The following is an 18,107-nucleotide window of genomic DNA, read 5'->3' as shown; positions in this document are numbered from 1 at the left end:
GAAAAGCTTGCCTATGCAGGCAATAGGTTACTTAGTTAATCCTCTCCGTACACTTACCAGGTTGGCAGGGATATGACTTAGACTTTGCAGGTGTCCTGCCTTCATTATACCGCACACCGCCTATTCCTGGAGCATGTACTTCAATAACATTTCCATGCCTTGCTAAATTGTTGGAAACAACCTTTTTATCAGGATGGTTTAAAATGCTTTCAAGAACTTCTTGTCCATGAGCATTTGTTTCAGAAACACTTCCGCTTGGGTTTGGAAAAACAGTATCGGGTCTTGCTCCATGTTTCTGCAAAGCTCTCCCTGCTTTTGTTAACCCACCCCTATCGCGCACTTTACCTGCTTCAGCTAGCATCTCTATTGAAATATCTTGAGTAGGCGACATCACATGTGTTGGCTGTGTCAATGCATTTCCTATAGCAGCTGCTCCTCCAATAATCCCTGCTGCTCTTGCTGCCGCTGCTACTCTTCCAGAGGCCCCAACAATGCCCCCAATAGGGATAGGAACCTCTCCTCTAATGATATCGGGCTGCTTTGCTAAGACTTCGGGGCTGAACTGCGAGGAAAAATCTGTTCCCAGTATTCCATCGATCTTTTCATGATAATTATAAGTAGTCTCCTCTGGAGCTCCTATTAATTTTCCGGTTTCTTTTATTGCATCATGGGCGATCCAAGAGACTGTATTCTTTTTCCTATCAACAGCCTCTTTCCAAAAGGTTCCTTCTTCTGTAAGGGGGATATTCATTGCTGCATTGGGAAGCTCATCGGTCAGGGTTTCTTTAACCGCAAAAATATGCTTTTTAACGGTTTCTTCAACAGGTGGATTCTTAGCTATCGGCTCTTTTTTAGCTTCATAACCCACTTCTCCGGGCTTATTCACTCGAGGACGTTCAAATCCATTAGCAGCTCCAATAGCACCTGCTGCTCCTGCTACAGCAGGTCCAGTACCTGATCCCCCTGTAGCGACAATGACCACGGTTGCTACCACCACAACGACAGCTGCAACGATGATGGCTTTTTTATGCTTTTTAACAAACCTTTTCGTCTTTTTCCATTTTTTAGATAGCCATCCGCAAGTCATTAGGTGGGGTTTTTCTCCAGAATAAACTGCTGGTTTAACACTCCACTGTTCCCCCTCCCAATAAGTAAACGATTCATCCTCCAAAAGATCTGCAATATCTTGCTCTAGCTCCTCTTTTGCAGCTATATCCCCCTCTACTATTCCATTCCGAGCTAGGAATGTAATAAAGCTGATGACCTCATTGATCTCCCATATCTCAGAACCTTTTCCATTTTCAATGGTATCGATCAAAGCCAAGACGCTATCGTAAGAAAGATTTTCGTAAGATAGAAAATCCCAAATGGATTCTTTTTCCTCCCACAACCTAAGAGGGGAGCATGCCTCAACCGGACTATTCAAAAAGATTGCTGGGATACAGAGAGTGAGCAGAAAACGAAAAATCTTCATATGGGCCCCAAGAGTTGAAAAATGTTGAGTATGGTTAATGGTTTTTTGAAAAGCAAGGGAATTTTCTACTAGCCCAAGCTCTCTGATACGGTGGTTGACAAATCTCATGTCTCGTAATATACTCCGAGAAAAGTGCATTTTTCTCGGAGTATAACCCCTGGTTATTATCTAATATTAATTGAAGGGGTTTTCGATTTTTCCCCAGTCTTTGGTGACCAAAAATTCCACATACTTGGATGAAAGTAGGGGGGATTTTTGGTCATCCAAGAATGGGGAAAAAGAAAAATCTAGGCAATTCAGGGACTGTTGAGAAAGTCGCTTTCCCCAGATTTTGCGATGATTTTCGATAGAAAATCGAAAGTTTGCAAATCGATATATGCCTAATTATAGGAGATTTGCAAACTTTTGATTTTTTCCGGAAAGCGCGCGAAAGATGGGAAAATGGACTTTTTCAACAGTCCCATTAACAGTAGGTAGTCATCCAGGGGTACACACGAAATGTTTGAAGAAATTCTTATAGACCAGAACCCTCACTGGGAAAAGGAGAAGTATCCCTCTGGGGCAACACGAACCTGCTTTTCCAAGCTCGTCGAATACCTTGGGACAGGGCAAATCGTGGCCATTATGGGGGTTCGTCGCGCAGGAAAGAGCACTCTTTTAAAGCAGCTGATCGATGACCTGATTGAAAATCAAGAGATTCCTTCTGAAAACATCTTGTTTTTCAATCTCGAGCATCCCTATTTAAGTCCTTATCGCGAGGATGGGGAAACTCTCCAAAAGATTTATGAAGAATATCTTAAGCTGATGCAACCCAAAGGTGAGGTGTATGTCTTCCTTGACGAGGTGCAGTTCTTTGAGCAGTGGCCTGTTTTTGTTAAGGCGCACCACGAAACGAAAAAAGCGCGTTTTGTAATCACCGGCTCCAACGCAGCCATGCTTTCTTCTGATATGGTCACCCTCCTTTCAGGACGGAGCCTTCCTCTTGAGGTTTTCCCTTTTTCTCTAAGAGAACTAGCCTCTTTTAGTGGAATCGATTTTGAAAAGCCTTTCGAGGTATCAAAAAATCGTCCTAAGATTGCCCATCTTCTCGATGAGCTTCTCGAATATGGAGGGTTTCCAATTGTTGTCTTAAATTCGAAAAATGAAACGGCCTATGATATTTTAAGGGCCCATGCTCGAATGGTCCTTTTACAAGATGTGGCTCCAAGACTTGCTGCCCGTAAACCAGCCGACCTGGAGCAGCTCTACGTCTATCTCGTCACCCACATTAGCAAACCCTTTTCCTATGTAGGGCTAAGCAAGCTTTTTGGCCTCACCGATAAAAGTATCAAGGAGTACATCCAAGCTCTTGAAGATGCTCACCTAATCTATGAAGTCGATCTCTTTTCCTACTCGCTTAAAAAACAGATCCGCAATCCGAAAAAGGTCTATGCCATTGATACAGGGCAAGCAAATGCAATGGGGTTCAAGTTTTCTGCAAATCGGGGAAAGCTCCTAGAAAATCTGATTTTTCTCGAACTTAAACGGCTGGGGCTTGAGGTCTATTATTATACAACGAAAGAAAACTATGAGATCGACTTTGTTGTTAAAAGGGGAAGCGATATTGCCCTCCTTCAAGTCGCCTGGGAAATCAAAGACCCTCAAACAAAAGAGCGAGAACTCCGCGCACTTGAAGTTGCAAAGAAAGAACTAAAGTGTCAAAAAGGGATGATCCTTTCTTATGAACCCCTAAAGGATCAGGGGATTGGGATGACAGCCCATGAGTTCCTTTCTCTTAGCCAAAAAAGGCAGCTGGAATGTCTATTTGGGTAGCAGAATAATTCACGTCCATTCTACAATATAGGTAGGGACCGTTATATATGGGGGAAGTTATGGACCAAGACATTAATTATGAAAAGGCTATAAACATGCTCAACACGCAGCTTCAGCAGATGAAAATGGAGCTCGATGAGGTGGATAAGATGTCTCTTCGGGGAGAAGATAAGAAGCTGGCTAAGCGGCTGCATAAGACCTATGATGAGATCGAAAAAGGGGTCAAAAAATACTCTAAATCGCAGGATCACAAAGACTTTAACTGGATATGCCGCACTTTAGAAACGCTTCAGCCCGCATTCACTCTCAACTACAATGAGATCTGCTACCAGAATAAGCGCGCTAGTTAAGCGTTAATGTCTGGTTATAACAATCAGACATTATAAGTAGAAGAGCTGATATCTCCTCCGGTGCCGGTCCAGTTGGTATGGAAGAACTGGCCACGGGGCTTATCGACCCGCTCATAGGTGTGGGCGCCGAAGAAGTCTCGCTGCGATTGGAGGAGATTGGCTGGCAAACGGCTCGAGCGGTACCCATCAAAGAAGGAGAGGGAGGTGCTAAAGCAGGGGGCGGGAACGCCAAACTCTGCGGCATGGGAAACAACCCGGCGCCACCCTTTCTCGGCTTTGAGGACTTCTTGCTTGAAAAAGTCGTCGAGAAGGAGGCTCTCTAAGTCTTTATTCTTGTCGAAGGCTTTCTTAATCTCTCCAAGAAAGCGACTTCGGATAATGCAACCCCCTCGCCACATGAGGGCTATAGATCCATAGTTGAGATTCCACTTCATCTCTCCCGCAGCAGCCCGCATCAACATAAACCCTTGAACATAACTGATGATTTTGGAGGCATAGAGTGCTTGCCGGATATCTTCGATCATTTTTTCTTTGTCACCTGTAAAGGCTTTATCAGGCCCTTTAAAGTGTTTGCTCATCTCTACCCGTTGATTCTTAAGAGCTGAAAGGCAGCGGGCAAAAACCGCTTCTCCGATGAGGGTCAGCGGCATCCCGATATCAAGAGCGCTGATGCCCGTCCACTTTCCGGTCCCTTTTTGCCCTGCCACATCGAGCACTTTTTCAAAGAGGGGGCTCCCATCTTCATCTTTAAAGGCAAAGATCTGGCTCGTAATCTCTATGAGGTAACTATTGAGCTCCCCTTCATCCCACTTGGCAAAGATTTTGGAAAGCTCGTCGGCTTGAAGGCCCAGTTTTCCCGAAAGGAGCTGGTAGGCCTCGCAGATAATTTGCATGTCTCCATACTCGATCCCATTATGGACCATCTTGACATAGTGACCCGCTCCCCCTTCGCCGACCCAGTCGCAACAAGGCTCTCCATCTTCTGACTTGGCGGCGATCGCTTGAAAAATCGGTTTGACTTCAGGCCACGCATCGGGATTTCCCCCTGGCATAATTGAGGGACCATGGCGCGCGCCTTCTTCTCCTCCTGAGATTCCTGTTCCCATAAAGAGGATCCCTTTTTCTTTCAGGGTTTCAAAGCGACGCTCGCTGTCAGGGTAGTGGCTATTCCCCCCATCGATAATGATATCTCCCTTTTCTAAGAGAGGAACCAATTCATCGATCATATCATCGACCGAGGAACCAGCGCGGATCATCATCATCACCTTCCGGGGGCGCTTAAGGGCTCCAACAAACTCTTTAAGAGAGTGGGTCCCGACCACTTGAGTCCCTTTGGCAGGACCTGCTAAAAAGTCATCAACCTTGGAGGTTGTCCGGTTGAACACAGCGACTTTATAGCCGTGATCATTCATATTTAGAACAAGATTTTGCCCCATGACCGCTAAGCCAATGAGTCCAATATCTCCATCTCCTGACATGAGTTGCCTCCAATTCGATTTTTCGTTACACTTATCTTCTCGTCCTCGTAGCTCAGTTGGATAGAGCAATTGCCTCCTAAGCAATAGGCCGCGTGTTCGAATCACGCCGAGGACAAAGTTTCATTAGATTATGATTTTAAGTATTTGTCAATCCCATTAGCGATCGAAAGGGCCATTTTATCGAGATAGGCCTGACTTCTAAGCTTGGCATGCTCCCCTGGATTGGTCATAAAGCCCCCTTCGATCAAAATCGCAGGCATCTGCGTCTCTCGAATGACATGAAAATTTCCCTGCTTCACCCCACGACTATGGGCCCCCGTTGCAGTAATCATCCCATTTAAAACGAGTTGGGCAAGCTTTTTCGACGCATTTTGGCGCCACTTTGACCCTTTATTATAGTAGTAAATCTCAATCCCATGGGGTTTTTGTCCCCGAAACGAATTAAAGTGGATGCTAACAAAGAGTTTGCTCTTGGTGTCATTGGCAATGGTGGTCCGCTTCTTCAAGGAAATAAAAACATCGCGACTCCGGGTCAAAATCACCCGGTACCCTTTTTTATGGAGATACTCTTTCACCAAGGTAGCGGTTTTGAGCGCGAGGGCTTTTTCTTTGAGCGTTTGGACCTGCGCCCCAATGTCAAATCCTCCATGGCCTGGGTCAATCACAATGAGCTGTTTTGGAGGGGCTGCAGCATAAAGCATTACAGGTAGGACCATGCACAGAATAATTTTAAACATGGCGCTTATTCTAGCGGTTTATGAATTCTCGCGCTACCTCTCGATCATCAAAAGGGATTTGTCGCCCCTCGATTTTCTGAAAAGGTTCGTGTCCTCTCCCCGCAATCAGAAGAATATCACCTTCTTTTGCCATGAAAATCCCTCTCTCAATGGCTGCTCTTCGATCCACTTCGATCAATGGCTCTTGGATCAGCCCTTTTGCCACCTCCTGACAGATCGTGAGAGGATCTTCACTGCGGGGATTGTCAGAGGTGATGATGACCTGGTCCGAATACTCTTCAGCAGCGCGTGCCATTTTAGGCCGTTTATCTTGGTCTCTTTCTCCCCCACATCCAAAGATGGTGATGATTCTCCCCTTCTTAATGGAGTGAAGGGTCTCTAAAACTTTAGAAAGGGCTTCGGGGGTATGGGCAAAGTCGACAAAAAGATAGATTCCCTTAGCGTTTGCAATCCTTTCAAGTCTTCCAGGAACTCCTCCGAACGTCGCAAGCTTCTTTTGGAGCACTCCCATCCGCTCTCCTTTTTTCAAAGCGACAGCAAGGGCTGCTAAACAGTTATACACATTGTAACGTCCCATAAGCTGCGACTGAAATGGCGTGATCTTTCCTTTGTAATGGAGGTCAAAGGTGGTTCCTTCGAGCGAAAAATGGATATTTTTGGCGACAAGGTTGGCTTCTTGCTCGATCGCAAAGGTCATCCCTTCTGAAAACTTATCGGCTGCAGCATCATCCTTGTTATAGATCGTCTCTTTGCACTGCTTAAAGAGCTTAAGCTTTGCCTTGAGGTAAGCCTCCATCGTTCCGTGGTAGTCGAGATGGTCTTGGGAAAGATTAGTAAAAACCCCAATATCAAAATGCATCCCTTCAACGCGGTTTTGATCCAAAGCGTGGGAGGTCACCTCCATCACCACTGCTTTGAGCCCTTGATCTCCCATCTCCCGGAGGAGTTTATGGTTGGTCACCACATCGGCAGTGGTGAGCTTTGAAGGAAACCGCTGCTTCCCCATCACCGTTTCGATCGTCCCCATCAAGCCGCAGTGAGCAAGGAGGTGGTGCACAAGATAAGCAGTCGTTGTCTTCCCATTGGTCCCCGTAATCCCCACTAAGAAGAGAGGGGTTTTTTCGGTTTCGTAGTAACGCTTGGCTAAAAGCGCTTCTAAAAGGGCAATTTTTGGAGTAATAATTTGAACAACCCCTTGGAGGAAAGGGTTATAAAAGTCGGTAAGAATGGCAACCGCTCCTGTCTCCACCGCTTTTGGAATAAATTCGGTTCCATCATAAGACTTTCCCTTCCGGGCAATGAAGAGATTTCCTGGCACGACAAATTGGGAGTGGGCAGAGATCCCCGTTACCTCGACCTCCCGGCTCCCCTTGACTTCCACATCTAAATCTTTTAAGAGCTTTTTGAGCTTCATCAATTATACTTCCTATACAGTGACTCTAAAATTTCTATTTCTTCTGCCCAATCGGTATTGTCGGGGTCATCGGGAGGAATTCCCAAATAGCGATAGGTCTTTTGCATGATTTGTCTAAAAACAGGGGCAGCGCACCGTCCTCCAAAGTAGGTCGCTCCAATCCCTGGCAAGTAACGGTATTCGGGCTCATCGATTGCCACATAAAGGAGAAACTTTGGTTCAAATGCGGGAGTAAAACCGATGAAGCTTGAGTAGTGGTGCTTTTTAGAGTAGGTTCCATGCACAATTTTTTCTGTTGTTCCAGTTTTTCCTGCTTGGGTATAGCCGGGAATGTCTGCCCGGAAGCCTCCTCCTCCTAACTTTGTAACCGATTTTAACGCATAAATGATTTCTCGGCTAATTTCTGGATCAAAAACTTGCTTGCACTCCTCGTTTGAATGGTCAAAGATCACCTCCCCCCCCTTCACAATTTTTTTAACAAGGGTGGGCTGAACTTCATATCCTCCATTGCAAAGGAGGGCATAAGCTCTTAAGAGCTGCATACTTGTTACAAGCAAATTGTACCCAAAGGAAAGAGAATAAGGGGTAGGAATCGACCATTGGGGACGTCCATTTCCATAATGTTTGTCTAAAGAGGGCAAAAGGCCTGCTGTTTCGGAAGGGAGCTCGATCCCCGTTGCTTTTCCAAAACCAAAGACCCCTGCAAGCTGGTCTCGATACCACTGATCCCCTAAGGTGGCGATCACCCGCTGAATCAATTTTGCCACATAGATATTTGACGATTTTTGGATCGCCAAATACATATTGAGATACTCATGCCTTCGGGTATCGCGGATTGGCTGTTTCCTTCCTGGAAACATCCCATCATGGGTGGGGATCACCGCGACCGGATCAAAAATCGTCTCCTTGCCTTGCCTTTCCAGTTCCTTATTTGCAAGCATTCCAATCGCAACAGAGATCGGTTTCATCGTCGATCCTGGCTCAAAACAATCGGTGATCGCTCCAATCTTTGTCGCCTTTGTTTTCTCTGGATCGTTATAGTAGGTCCGGTAGTTAGAGGGATCAAAAAAAGGGTATTGAGCAAGAGCATAGATCTCTCCTGTATGAGGGTTCATCATCACGGCCCACCCACTTTTGGCTCCCGCCTCTTTGACAGCCCGCTCAATTTCCTCTTCAGCAATTGCTTGAATGTATCGATCGATAGTGAGGTAGACATCGGCACCATCTTCGGAAGGGTCGACCAAAAGCCCCTCTTCTAACGTATGTCTTGGAGAGCGGAGACGGAGCCTTTTCCCCTTCTTACCTCGCAGCTCTGCGTCAAATTTCAGCTCAAGCCCGCCTGTCGGAATCGCCTGTCGGGTCTTTGGATCGCGGTCATCGCGGACCGTATGAAGGACCGGGCCCAAAAGTTTTCCATAAGGGTAAGCGCGCTTATAATCTTCTTGAAAATAAAGGGCATTGGAAGGAATTTTTTTCCACCGAGCAAAGGGGCGCCACCAGGTATTTAAGAGTTTTTTATCGACCTCGCTTAGCCACATTTTTAGGCGGCGACTCCGCGATTTTTTCTCCAGCTGCTCTCCCACCCACTTTTTGTCTTGAATGGCAAGAAGTTCAGAGACTTTTTCTATAATCTCTTCGCGCGCCTCTTGAGGAATTGCAATGGGATCGGCATAGAGATGGTACCGCTTCACATCAAAAACAATCGGATCCTCTTGCTTGGGATGTTTTTCCTTAAGGACGTTATTGGCAAAAAAACGGCCCCGCCGGTAAGGCTCTACGACAGAAAACTGGTGTTGCGCTTTTGCCTGTTTTGACCACTTTTTCCCCTCGACAATTTGCAACTTATAAAACTGGATGATAATGAAGCAAAAAAGGGTGAGGGTAAAAAATGAAATTCCAAGGAGGCGACGATTATTTTTTTTCACAAACAATCACCTCATGAGCACAAGGGTAGCGCAAGTGGGAAAATTCTTTCTGACGAAGAAGCTCGATCAGGTGGCTGGGGTTTTCCAGCTGCTCGATCTCTAAGCTAAGGTCGGCATTTTCTTCTTTTAAGCTTCGGACACTATCCACAAGCTGTGGGATAGCCATCTTCAAAGAGGTCAGATCATTTTGTTTATCAATGTAGGTATAAAGGGCGATCCCTAAGACGAAAATACAAATGAGAAGTCGAACAAGTAGCCCTTGATTCACATCCTTTCAGCAGCTCTTAGTTTTGCACTCCGTGCCCGCCTGTTGATACGACTTTCATGCAAGCTGGGGACAAGTGGTTTTTTCGTTAGAAGTTTTAGCATGGGCTCCAGATGTTTTTTTAGCGGTTTTGCAGCGGTTCGGAAAAGATTTTTCACAATCCGATCCTCTAAACGGTGAAACGCAAGGACTCCAATCCGTCCGCCCGGTGCAAGCATTTCTAAGGCATGGCTGACCCCTTCCTCGATCGACTCTAGTTCTCGATTGACAGAGATCCGAAGCGCTTGAAAAACGAGCGTGGCAGGGTGGAGTTTTTTCTTCGAGCGTCCAATGCCCTTTGCTAAGATATCGGCAAGCTCTGTGGTTGTTTCGATCGTTTTTTTTCGGCGCGCTTCCACGATAGCCCGCGCAGCTTGTCGCCAACGCCGCTCCTCTCCATATTCTTGGAAGAGTTTTCCTAAATCTTTTTCCGACCACCGATTCACAATTTCCTTTGCAGTGATCCCCGTTGAAGGATCCATCCGCATATCGAGCGGCCCTTCCTTCATAAAACTAAATCCTCTTTCACCCTCATCTAGCTGCATTGATGACACTCCCAAGTCAAAAAAAAACCATCTACCTCAGTCACTTCCCGCTCCTCCAGCGCCTCTTTGACAGCGCTAAAGTTTGCGTGAATAAACTCCACCTTCCCTTCAAAATCCTTCAAATTTTCCTGCGCAATCCCTAACGCCCGTTCATCCTGATCACACCCATAGTAGGTTTCGATCTCCGGGTGGGCCTCTAAAAGAGCCTTGGAAAAACCTCCTGCGCCTAACGTCCCATCGAAAAAGGTCTTGAGCTTTCGATCCTTAAAGATCGCTAAGCTCTCCTCAAGCATGACCGGGATATGCTTCATCACACTTCCTCCTTTTCAGGAATAAGAGACGTTAAGAGCTCCTCATCGCCCCCTTCATCGAGAAGGGCGAAAGCCTCTTCGGTCATTTGGGCTAAATCTCCATCCTCACCTCCGAGGAAAGACTCCAACTCGCGCTCATATTTCTCTTTCGGCCAAATCTCAATCTTGTTGAGAACCCCTGCAATGACGATTTCCGAGTCAATCCCTGCCGCTTTTTTAAGGACAGGGGGGAGGACAACACGCCCCAACTTGTCACACGTTGCGTGGTGGAGAGTGGAAAAGAAAAGCGTAAAAAACTTTTGATACTTGGCAACGTGCTGTTTTGCTTGAAATTTTTTGATAATTTTATCGATGTCACTGCGTCTATAAATTGCGAGCGCTCCCCCGAGACCGAGGGCAATTGTGAACTCCAAATTCCCATTTTCCACCAGGCCATAGCGCATCTGCTGCGGCAAGACAAAACGGTTCTTGTCGTCCAGTTTTGAGTGGGTAGATCCATTAAAAAAGAAGTGACTCATGTAAACAGCTGTCTCAGTTTTTCCACTTATTTCCACATCCTATCAAATTCGCGATCATTTTGTCGATAAAAGATACCTAAAACCTCCTGAAAACTTCATAACCCACTAACAACAAACAGGAAAAGTAAAGTGGAAATCTGTGGAAAAATTGTTCACTACTTGTCGGTTCTTGGGTTTTATTCTCTAGAAAGGTATAAATAGGAGAAACACAGGAAAAAAATCATATGCCAGAACCAAGAACCATTGATAATTTAGGGGTTGAGACATCGGTCCGTTGGGCCCAGGACCAAGCCTATCTCGACAAAACTTTCACGAAAGAGTCCCCCTTTATTTCACTCAGCACTTCGGTCGATGTGGCAGCTCCCTTTTTTGAAAGTGAGTTTGACAGCCTTTTTCAGACAAACCAGCGCCTTGCCCCTTGGGCCTTCCTTCTTGCTCCCAAAGGGTATAACCTCCAAAAGATGCGCCTTTTTACCTTTCAGACGATTCCCTCTTTGGGAACCGAAGAATTTCTCACCGCTCAGGCGCAAAAGATCCAAGACAAAGTAGAGGCAGCTAAAAAGCAGCGCGCTGAGAGGCGAAAAACGGGAAAGGGCTCTGAGTATGCCTGGGAAGATGAACGAGAAGAAGAGGAAGAGGTGCGGGAGTCTAAGACCCTCCTTGCCCTTCTTGACTATCTCCAGATGGCCGATACCCTCCTTGGAGAAATCAACGGCCGCCGCAACCAATATTCTAAAGGGTGAGCCTATCCGCAAAGTCTATCATTTTTCCTTTCCCTCTTTTCTGCATCTTTTTGATGCTCTATTTTTCACCCTTGTCTTTTGGACAATGTGCTCAAATAGAGCACCAAAAATCTGCTAGAAAATTTTGGAAAATTAAAAACAATATACCTTACGGATAGGCTCATGAAAACAAATTGGATAGAGCTCCTCGGCTGGAGCAAAGAGCAGATTGAAGACATTCGCTTTGCTGGCTACTCTTTCCTTAAGCAGGGGCAGTACGAACACGCCTTAAAGTTTTTCGAAGTTCTTGCCGTCCTCCCCGAAGAAGATCCTTACGACTTTCAAACCCTCGGTGGACTTTACCTTCAAGTGGGCAACAATCTTTCAGCCTTAAACTATCTCGAAAAAGCGTTGAGCTTTGACCCGGACCACGAGCCTACCCTTCTCAATCGGACCAAAGCCCTTTTTCTTCTCGGCTACAAGAGACAGGCGCTCGCCCAAGCTGCCCAGCTTGAGCGAAGCTCCGACCCCTATATCGCTGACCAAGCCCGCGCTCTGACTCTTGCTTATAGCTAACCTCTTTTGGGGCTGTTAAAAAAGCCCATTCCCCCATCTTTCGCGCGCTTTCCGAAAAAAAACGCAAGTTTCTGAAAAGATCCCTGAAGACCTAGCAATAAATTTCGAGAGCAAAACCTAGTTTAATAACCTGAATTTCGGGTTTATTTCACTCAACCTCAGGGGATTTTAGCTTTCTTTTCTCCTTTGTGATCTCGGAAAGGGCCATTTAGACCCTTACCTTCGATCCAAAAGAAGAAAATTTAAGCAAAACTCCCTCTGGAGCTGAGCAAAATAAACCCGAAATTCAGGTTAATAACTCTGACCAATCAACGATTTGATCAAAGTAATCTTTCAAGATCACTTCATTAGATACACCATTGACATGGACGAGGATCGGACGGTAGGAGACATGCCGTGGGATCGCAAGGGCTTCGATCTTTTTTTCCATCTCCTCAATAACTTGCGTTCCAATTGGATGTTTAGAAAATTTTATTTCGCAGACATACAACACACTCTTTGCTTGAATGAGATAGTCGATTTGGCACCCCTTCCTCTCAGCTGTTTTTGTTTGAAAGAATGGACCATCAAAATCGCAATCTATGGGAGAAATATTCAATTTATTCAGAAGCTCTTTTCTATTATGAATGACAAGGTTTTCAAATTGGAGCCCCATAATCACTTCCCACTGAATGATTTGATGCAGTGAAGCCTCTTCGAAGTCCCCTTTTAAAATTTTCTGCCTAAAGGGAGCAACATATTTCAGGTAAAACCGGAGATAGTTATCGCTTAGCCTATACTTGCGCAGCCTACTTACCTTGCACTTTTTAATATCCCAGGTAAAGTCAGCAGAGATAAAACCCGCCTCTGTAAGGTCTTTTAAATACTCAGAGATTAATCTCCCATTGGCCCTTTGAATTCTTTTACATATTTCGATTTGAGATAGGGAGTGGTTGCTTGCTAGCGATTCCACAATCTCTTTGTAGAGATTGCTTCTTTTCGAAAAGAGGTCATGGAAAATTTGTTCGAACTCATTAAAAAGCAACCCCTGCTCAGAAAAACAAAGCTCCTTGATATTTTCTTCCGCTGTCACTTTTGGGTTAATCGCTTTAAGGTACCTGGGAACTCCTCCCGTAATGCTGAGCAATTTGAGTTTTTCGTAAGGGGAAATAGCTTTCGATCGACTCCCCCAAAAAAGACAGCTATCCCCTATCGAGAGTTCCTTGAGTCTGAGAATCAGGTCAATCCTTCCAAAAAAACCGGTGTTGTTTAAGATATTTTTATCGATCCAGTTCGATATAGAGCTTGCTACAATGAGTACCAGTTTAGGATTTTTCTCAAAAAACTGGTCCCAAGCAATTTTCAGCTTACCTAAAAATGCGGAGTCTTTAGAGCCCATCCAAGAGATTTCATCTAAAGCAATAAGGACCGAGCCCTTCTGAGCCTCTTTTCCCAAAAAAGAAAAGAGATCGCTCCAATCATCATGTTGGATTTTTGGAAGTCCTTGATTAGCCATTTGCTTTACAAATTCTGCTCTTTGCATTTCTTTTGTAACGCCAGGAGTTGGAGGGATTCCCGTAAATAGATACTTCTTGGAAAAGTCCTTTGAGAACTCTTCAATCAAGCGACTTTTTCCAATACGCCTGCGCCCCTTAACTGCAACGAAGCTTGCTGAACCACAAGCTAGCCTACTTTTTAGCGACTTTAGCTCTTTCTCTCTTCCTATAAACATGGAGCCTCCTGCACCATTAGATTCAGTTTTCCAGATCTAATGGTGGCTTTCCTGCCCCATTTTCGCACCATTAGATTCGGTTTTCTGGATCTAATGGTGCCTTTTTCACTCTTTTTTTGCACCATTAAATTCAGTTTTCTGGATCTAATGGTGCAAAATTGCTTTTTTAAAATCACCAAGATACTAAGATAGAAAATCTTGTGATTTCCAAAAAAAACCACCTGTACTTGTTGCTAAGGGATACCTGATTAAAAGATAGAGAGCCGTGTGGAGAAAAACCTGGCTCTCTTAACCGATCGCTTACACGGCTTCAAAAAATATTTACAAAAAAATACTATCCCTTTTACACTGGCAGGCAGCAATCTTTTAAGCTAAGGATAGATTTATGTCAGCAACCAGCGATCTTCAAAAACCTGTGTTCCACCCAATAATCGATGGAGACTTTACCTTTTATCAGAATGACTCTGGGAAAGTTGTAGCAACTCCGCCAGGCGGAAATGTTAACCAGGTATTTCCTGTTGAACTTCCAGATATCGACCGCCCCCTAAGCACAGCCAGAAAGGTTCAGTACGTGCTTCAAAATTTTCACCTGCTCCCTAAATATGATGATAAAAAGGTCTTATTTAAACCAATTCCTCCTGAAAATAAAACTTGGGTTAAACATATTGAATATCGATTACCTAAGCGAGAATCCCGAGAGGTTGCTACTCCTATCGTTTGCTCCAATGGAGCTCTATGCTACGCGGTCGATAATAAAGTCTTCCTATTGGATTGCTCGACTAATAATACTCGTCAGCACCATACCCATAGTGTCCCAGTGACTGCTATAGGAGAGCTCCCGGATGGAAGTCTCCTTATTGGCGATGAAGAAGGAAAAATAAGCACAAGAAAAGAAAAAGTTTGGGAGGCACCAAAAAGCAAAAAAAGAAATAGAAGAACGAAAAAGCCAACTTTTATTAAGCAAAAAATTCACGAAATCACTCCTATTAATAAAGAGCATTGCATTATTAAACTTTTTCCTTCTTGTAAAAAAGTAATCATCAACATTACAACTGGCAAGGATGTCCAAGAACTAGACAGGTGTTCAGATATGACACAACTTGTCAATGGAATTCTTGTTTCTGAGAAGGACAAGAAGTTGGTTACGTTAAAGTGGCAAGGGGATAAATGTATAGAACTTGATCATTCTTATACCTGTCCAGACAATCTAATGATAGGGCGTTTTGAAGCTGTTTCAGATACCTCCATAGCCATTCTATTTTATGATAAGGAAAAAAAAGCCGAGAGCCCTAAGTTGGGTGTATGGAACGTTGTAGATGATTCAACCTCTTACTATGAAGACGAAAAGCTTGTTAAAGCCCTAAAAGAAAATCGGTTAACCGCGCTAAACGACGGTGCTTTTGCTATCGATTTCACTTTGAGCCCATCGGTATATGTAGAGATCTATTCCGAAGGAAAGTGGCTAGATCACATACAAGCAGGAAATTGGGGAATCAATGATAAAATTCGGCTTGCAGATGGCTCTTTTATGTTTGGCACCAATACTCAAGGTGCTGGAATTCATGTTATTTCAAGAGATGGAAACCTAGTATTTTCTAAAGGGAAAGAAATTGGTCTTTCTGATGACCGTGACCCTATCCAATCTTTAACAGCACTCCCCTCTGGTTCTGTTGCCGTTCAGACACGTAAAACAATGATGATTCTTGAGCCTAAAATCAGAGGAAAAGACTCTTTCACTAAACCTAATAGAGGAACAAAAAGAAAGAAAACCACTGATGACATTTCAACTAGAAAAAACCAAAAAACTTCAAGTTCCTCTTCTTCTACATCATCTTCCAACCTAATCCCAACGAGAGAAGAACAACTTAAAGCCCTCGAAAAATTTAAAACTAAAAAGTGTAAGAAACGTTTACTTATAGGAGAGGGCGACTTCTCCTACACCAAAGCTCTGATTGAAAAGCATTATAACCATCTCAAACTACCTGAAGCTATTACTGCTACAGAATATCGTACATGCGTTGCGTCCAAAGAAGTTTCTAATAATATTAAACGCTTGAAGTCCCTGGGTGTGACTATTGAACTTGGGGTTGACGGTACAAAGATCCATCAACAATTTCAGAAAAAACGGTTTAAAAGAATTCACTGGAATGGTCCCTATGGATACCTTGGCAAAGATTCAGAGGAACGCTTTAAAGGAACAGTCGCAAAGTTTTTTCAATCTGCTTCTGAGATTCAGTTACCAAAGGATCGCATTTATATTGCTTTAAGGGCGGACCTCGGCTTAGCTACTAAACAAAGAGCACATGAACTTGTATTTAGTTCTTTCTCGACAGGTTATCGCTTGATCAGCAAGCGAAAATTCGGTCCCGAAAGATATCCAGGCTATAGCTTAAAAAAAACTGGCACAACTGATAAGGTTACTCAAGGATTTAACAACTCCATTCGGCAGCAAGAATTTGTCTTTGAAAAAGCCCCTCAAAGTGAAATTTACACACAAGGAACCGCCTTAGAAAAAGCTATAGGACTTATGGGCAAACAACAGAAGACCTATACAATTAAGAGCGATAAAACAAACAACAACAGTAGCTCTTCTTCTAGCTCGTCATCTTCAAGCTCGAGTTCAAGCAGCCATTCATCGAGCTCTTTAGAAAAACTGAAAGACTGCTACTTTGTTTGTAGTACCGATGAAGATTCATCGGACTATTGGGACTCTTCCTCTGATTCAGAACTTTAGGAGTATTTATGAATATCAACAGTATCTCTTCACCCGTGTGGGTAAATTGGAAAAATCTCTCATTAGGGATGGGAACGGTATCGAGCATTACGAGGCTCGCCATTACCTATTTGTTCCATATACACCGACATGCACCAATCGAGAATGGAAGGATAAAAGAAAAACACAAACCAGAAAAATGTTACACCTGTCGGCTGGCCTTAAGCTTGAATCATGTTTATGTTTCAGCAATTGAACACGCGCTTGATCCCACATTCCGCAGGTTAGTGTAGAAAGTTGAGCATTTTTAGAGGGCAACTTTTTTTAGAAAATGTAAAGACATAATAATCGAATTGTCGTACATTGTCAAGTATTTTTTAAGCTTTTTGGAGACTTGTATGATGGAAGAATTTTCGAGCAAAGATATGGACCACCTTGGATTGGTAGCAGGAATGTGTGATGAGATAGGATTAGTTGAGACAATTAACCAAATTACTCCACCCGACCCTCGTGCTCATCTTTCCGCCGGTGAGTGCATGAAATTAATGATCATTAATGGGCTTGGATTTACCTCTCGTCCTCTTTACCTTGAGGCACAGTTTTTTAGCACCAAGCCTATAAAACGGCTACTTGGACGTGAGATAGATGAGGAAGAAATTTCAGATGATCGCCTTGGAAGAGCACTTGATCGTATCTATGAGGCAGACCCCGAAAAGATCTTTTCTACAATTGCAACTCAGGCAGCGATTCGCTTCAATGTAAACAAGCGCTTTCAACACCTAGACAGTACTTCCATGAGCGTTCACGGAGAGTATGAAGAAGGGATAGGATTGATTCAGTTTGGGTACTCAAAAGATAATAACCCGAACCTTAAACAGTTTATGATTAGTCTTATGTCAAGTCAAGACGGAGATGTCCCTCTTTTAGCTCAGACGATTTCTGGAAATACCTCAGATAAGAAACATTTTCGAGAGGTGCTAAAGGATTTGAAAAAAGAGATTCAAGAAGCGGAAGCCCCCTCTTATTACGTCGCTGACAGTGCTTTTTATGTAAAAGAGACCATTGAAGAAGTATCGAAATTTACAAAATGGATCACTCGAGTCCCAGAGAATATCACAGCGAGCAGGGACCTTATAAGAAGCCTCTCAAAAGAGGAGATGTCTTCGTATGACAATGGGTACTTTGCTTCTGAAGTCTGCAGCGTTTATGGGGGTATCAACCAGAGATGGGTGGTTGTTTTTTCGCAAAAAGCCTATGACAGAGAGGTTAAGACGGTAGAAAGGCAAGTATCTAAAACAGAGGACAAATGCAAGATCGAAATGAATAAGTTTTGTCGACAAGAGTATTCATGTAAGTCAGATGCACTAAAAGGCCTGGAAGCTTTTAGAAAAAAATTAAAGTATCATAAATGTATCTTCCTAGCCACTGAAGAAACAGTCAAAATGGAGAAGAGAGGTCGACCTAAAAAAACAGATAAGGGTAAGACCATCTATCGGTTAAAATGCATCTTAGAAAGA

Annotated in this window: 14 protein-coding genes, 1 tRNA gene and 1 pseudogene; 7 read left to right on the top strand and 9 right to left on the bottom strand. The window is 44.0% G+C overall.

Annotated elements, in window-relative coordinates:
• Positions 1–31 precede the first annotated feature (31 nt).
• Complete coding sequence (locus NEPTK9_RS06955) at positions 32–1,426, bottom strand: hypothetical protein (protein ID WP_194848109.1); 1,395 nt, start codon at positions 1,424–1,426, stop codon at positions 32–34.
• Positions 1,427–1,972: 546 nt separating this feature from the next.
• Between NEPTK9_RS06955 and NEPTK9_RS06950 the strand changes: the two genes are divergently transcribed.
• Entirely contained in the window at positions 1,973–3,286 is a 1,314-nt protein-coding gene (locus tag NEPTK9_RS06950) for an ATP-binding protein (RefSeq protein ID WP_194848108.1), read from the top strand.
• A 59-nt stretch (positions 3,287–3,345) separates the two neighbouring features.
• The gene (locus NEPTK9_RS06945; RefSeq protein WP_194848107.1) at positions 3,346–3,636 is read left to right on the top strand and encodes a hypothetical protein; all 291 of its coding nucleotides are present in this window, start codon (positions 3,346–3,348) and stop codon (positions 3,634–3,636) included.
• A gap of 23 nt (positions 3,637–3,659) precedes the next feature.
• Here NEPTK9_RS06945 and gnd read toward each other — a convergent pair whose 3' ends face one another.
• Positions 3,660–5,114 carry a decarboxylating NADP(+)-dependent phosphogluconate dehydrogenase gene (gene gnd / locus NEPTK9_RS06940; RefSeq protein WP_194848111.1) on the bottom strand — a complete coding sequence of 485 codons (1,455 nt, stop codon included), beginning with the start codon at positions 5,112–5,114 and terminating at the stop codon, positions 3,660–3,662.
• Positions 5,115–5,155: 41 nt separating this feature from the next.
• Between gnd and NEPTK9_RS06935 the strand changes: the two genes are divergently transcribed.
• Positions 5,156–5,229, top strand: a tRNA-Arg gene (locus NEPTK9_RS06935).
• A gap of 13 nt (positions 5,230–5,242) precedes the next feature.
• Here the strand turns inward: NEPTK9_RS06935 and NEPTK9_RS06930 are convergent.
• From NEPTK9_RS06930 to NEPTK9_RS06905, 6 genes and pseudogenes are all read right to left on the bottom strand, one after another.
• Positions 5,243–5,851, bottom strand: a complete 609-nt coding sequence (locus tag NEPTK9_RS06930) for an N-acetylmuramoyl-L-alanine amidase family protein (RefSeq protein WP_194848106.1) — start codon at positions 5,849–5,851, stop codon at positions 5,243–5,245.
• A gap of 10 nt (positions 5,852–5,861) precedes the next feature.
• Complete coding sequence (locus tag NEPTK9_RS06925) at positions 5,862–7,265, bottom strand: UDP-N-acetylmuramoyl-L-alanyl-D-glutamate--2,6-diaminopimelate ligase (RefSeq protein WP_194848110.1); 1,404 nt, start codon at positions 7,263–7,265, stop codon at positions 5,862–5,864.
• A complete protein-coding gene (locus NEPTK9_RS06920; RefSeq protein ID WP_194848105.1) occupies positions 7,265–9,190 on the bottom strand; it encodes a penicillin-binding transpeptidase domain-containing protein in 1,926 nt (641 codons plus the stop codon). The genes NEPTK9_RS06925 and NEPTK9_RS06920 overlap by 1 nt, the downstream gene beginning before the upstream one ends.
• On the bottom strand, positions 9,177–9,458 hold the full coding sequence (locus NEPTK9_RS06915; protein WP_194848104.1) for a hypothetical protein: 282 nt from the start codon (positions 9,456–9,458) through the stop codon (positions 9,177–9,179). The genes NEPTK9_RS06920 and NEPTK9_RS06915 overlap by 14 nt, the downstream gene beginning before the upstream one ends.
• Positions 9,455–10,332: pseudogene (rsmH, locus tag NEPTK9_RS06910) on the bottom strand (16S rRNA (cytosine(1402)-N(4))-methyltransferase RsmH). Before rsmH ends, NEPTK9_RS06915 begins: the two are co-directional and overlap by 4 nt.
• Before the next feature lie 17 nt (positions 10,333–10,349).
• Positions 10,350–10,904: a hypothetical protein gene (locus NEPTK9_RS06905; protein ID WP_194848103.1), complete on the bottom strand. Its 555-nt coding sequence runs from the start codon at positions 10,902–10,904 to the stop codon at positions 10,350–10,352.
• Between the two features lie 188 nt (positions 10,905–11,092).
• Between NEPTK9_RS06905 and NEPTK9_RS06900 the strand changes: the two genes are divergently transcribed.
• Positions 11,093–11,611 (top strand): DUF5399 family protein, encoded by a 519-nt coding sequence (locus tag NEPTK9_RS06900; protein ID WP_194848102.1) that lies wholly within the window; start codon positions 11,093–11,095, stop codon positions 11,609–11,611.
• 162 nt (positions 11,612–11,773) lie between these two features.
• The gene (locus NEPTK9_RS06895; protein WP_194848101.1) at positions 11,774–12,166 is read left to right on the top strand and encodes a tetratricopeptide repeat protein; all 393 of its coding nucleotides are present in this window, start codon (positions 11,774–11,776) and stop codon (positions 12,164–12,166) included.
• A 286-nt stretch (positions 12,167–12,452) separates the two neighbouring features.
• Here the strand turns inward: NEPTK9_RS06895 and NEPTK9_RS06890 are convergent, their stop codons facing one another.
• Entirely contained in the window at positions 12,453–13,877 is a 1,425-nt protein-coding gene (locus NEPTK9_RS06890) for an AAA family ATPase (protein WP_194848100.1), read from the bottom strand.
• Positions 13,878–14,262: 385 nt separating this feature from the next.
• On the opposite strand from NEPTK9_RS06890, the gene NEPTK9_RS06885 reads away from it, so the two are divergent.
• Positions 14,263–16,611: a Rossmann-like fold-containing protein gene (locus tag NEPTK9_RS06885; protein ID WP_194848099.1), complete on the top strand. Its 2,349-nt coding sequence runs from the start codon at positions 14,263–14,265 to the stop codon at positions 16,609–16,611.
• 377 nt (positions 16,612–16,988) lie between these two features.
• Positions 16,989–18,107: IS1634 family transposase (locus NEPTK9_RS06880; RefSeq protein ID WP_194848098.1), on the top strand; the 1,119-nt coding region annotated here is incomplete at its 3' end.

The sequence above is a fragment of the Candidatus Neptunochlamydia vexilliferae genome (genome assembly GCF_015356785.1).
GTDB lineage: Bacteria > Chlamydiota > Chlamydiia > Chlamydiales > Simkaniaceae > Neptunichlamydia > Neptunichlamydia vexilliferae.
Note: the sequence above shows the minus strand (reverse complement) of the source record. Positions and strands in the feature narration are given on the sequence as shown.

Bases quoted from the DNA above. Each gene is read 5' to 3' on its own strand.
- NEPTK9_RS06950 (WP_194848108.1), top strand. From the start codon at position 1,973: ATGTTTGAAGAAATTCTTATAGACCAGAACCCTCACTGGGAAAAGGAG.
- NEPTK9_RS06945 (WP_194848107.1), top strand. From the start codon at position 3,346: ATGGACCAAGACATTAATTATGAAAAGGCTATAAACATGCTCAACACG.
- gnd (WP_194848111.1), bottom strand. From the start codon at position 5,114: ATGTCAGGAGATGGAGATATTGGACTCATTGGCTTAGCGGTCATGGGG.
- NEPTK9_RS06930 (WP_194848106.1), bottom strand. From the start codon at position 5,851: ATGTTTAAAATTATTCTGTGCATGGTCCTACCTGTAATGCTTTATGCT.
- NEPTK9_RS06925 (WP_194848110.1), bottom strand. From the start codon at position 7,265: ATGAAGCTCAAAAAGCTCTTAAAAGATTTAGATGTGGAAGTCAAGGGG.
- NEPTK9_RS06900 (WP_194848102.1), top strand. From the start codon at position 11,093: ATGCCAGAACCAAGAACCATTGATAATTTAGGGGTTGAGACATCGGTC.
- NEPTK9_RS06895 (WP_194848101.1), top strand. From the start codon at position 11,774: ATGAAAACAAATTGGATAGAGCTCCTCGGCTGGAGCAAAGAGCAGATT.
- NEPTK9_RS06890 (WP_194848100.1), bottom strand. From the start codon at position 13,877: ATGTTTATAGGAAGAGAGAAAGAGCTAAAGTCGCTAAAAAGTAGGCTA.
- NEPTK9_RS06885 (WP_194848099.1), top strand. From the start codon at position 14,263: ATGTCAGCAACCAGCGATCTTCAAAAACCTGTGTTCCACCCAATAATC.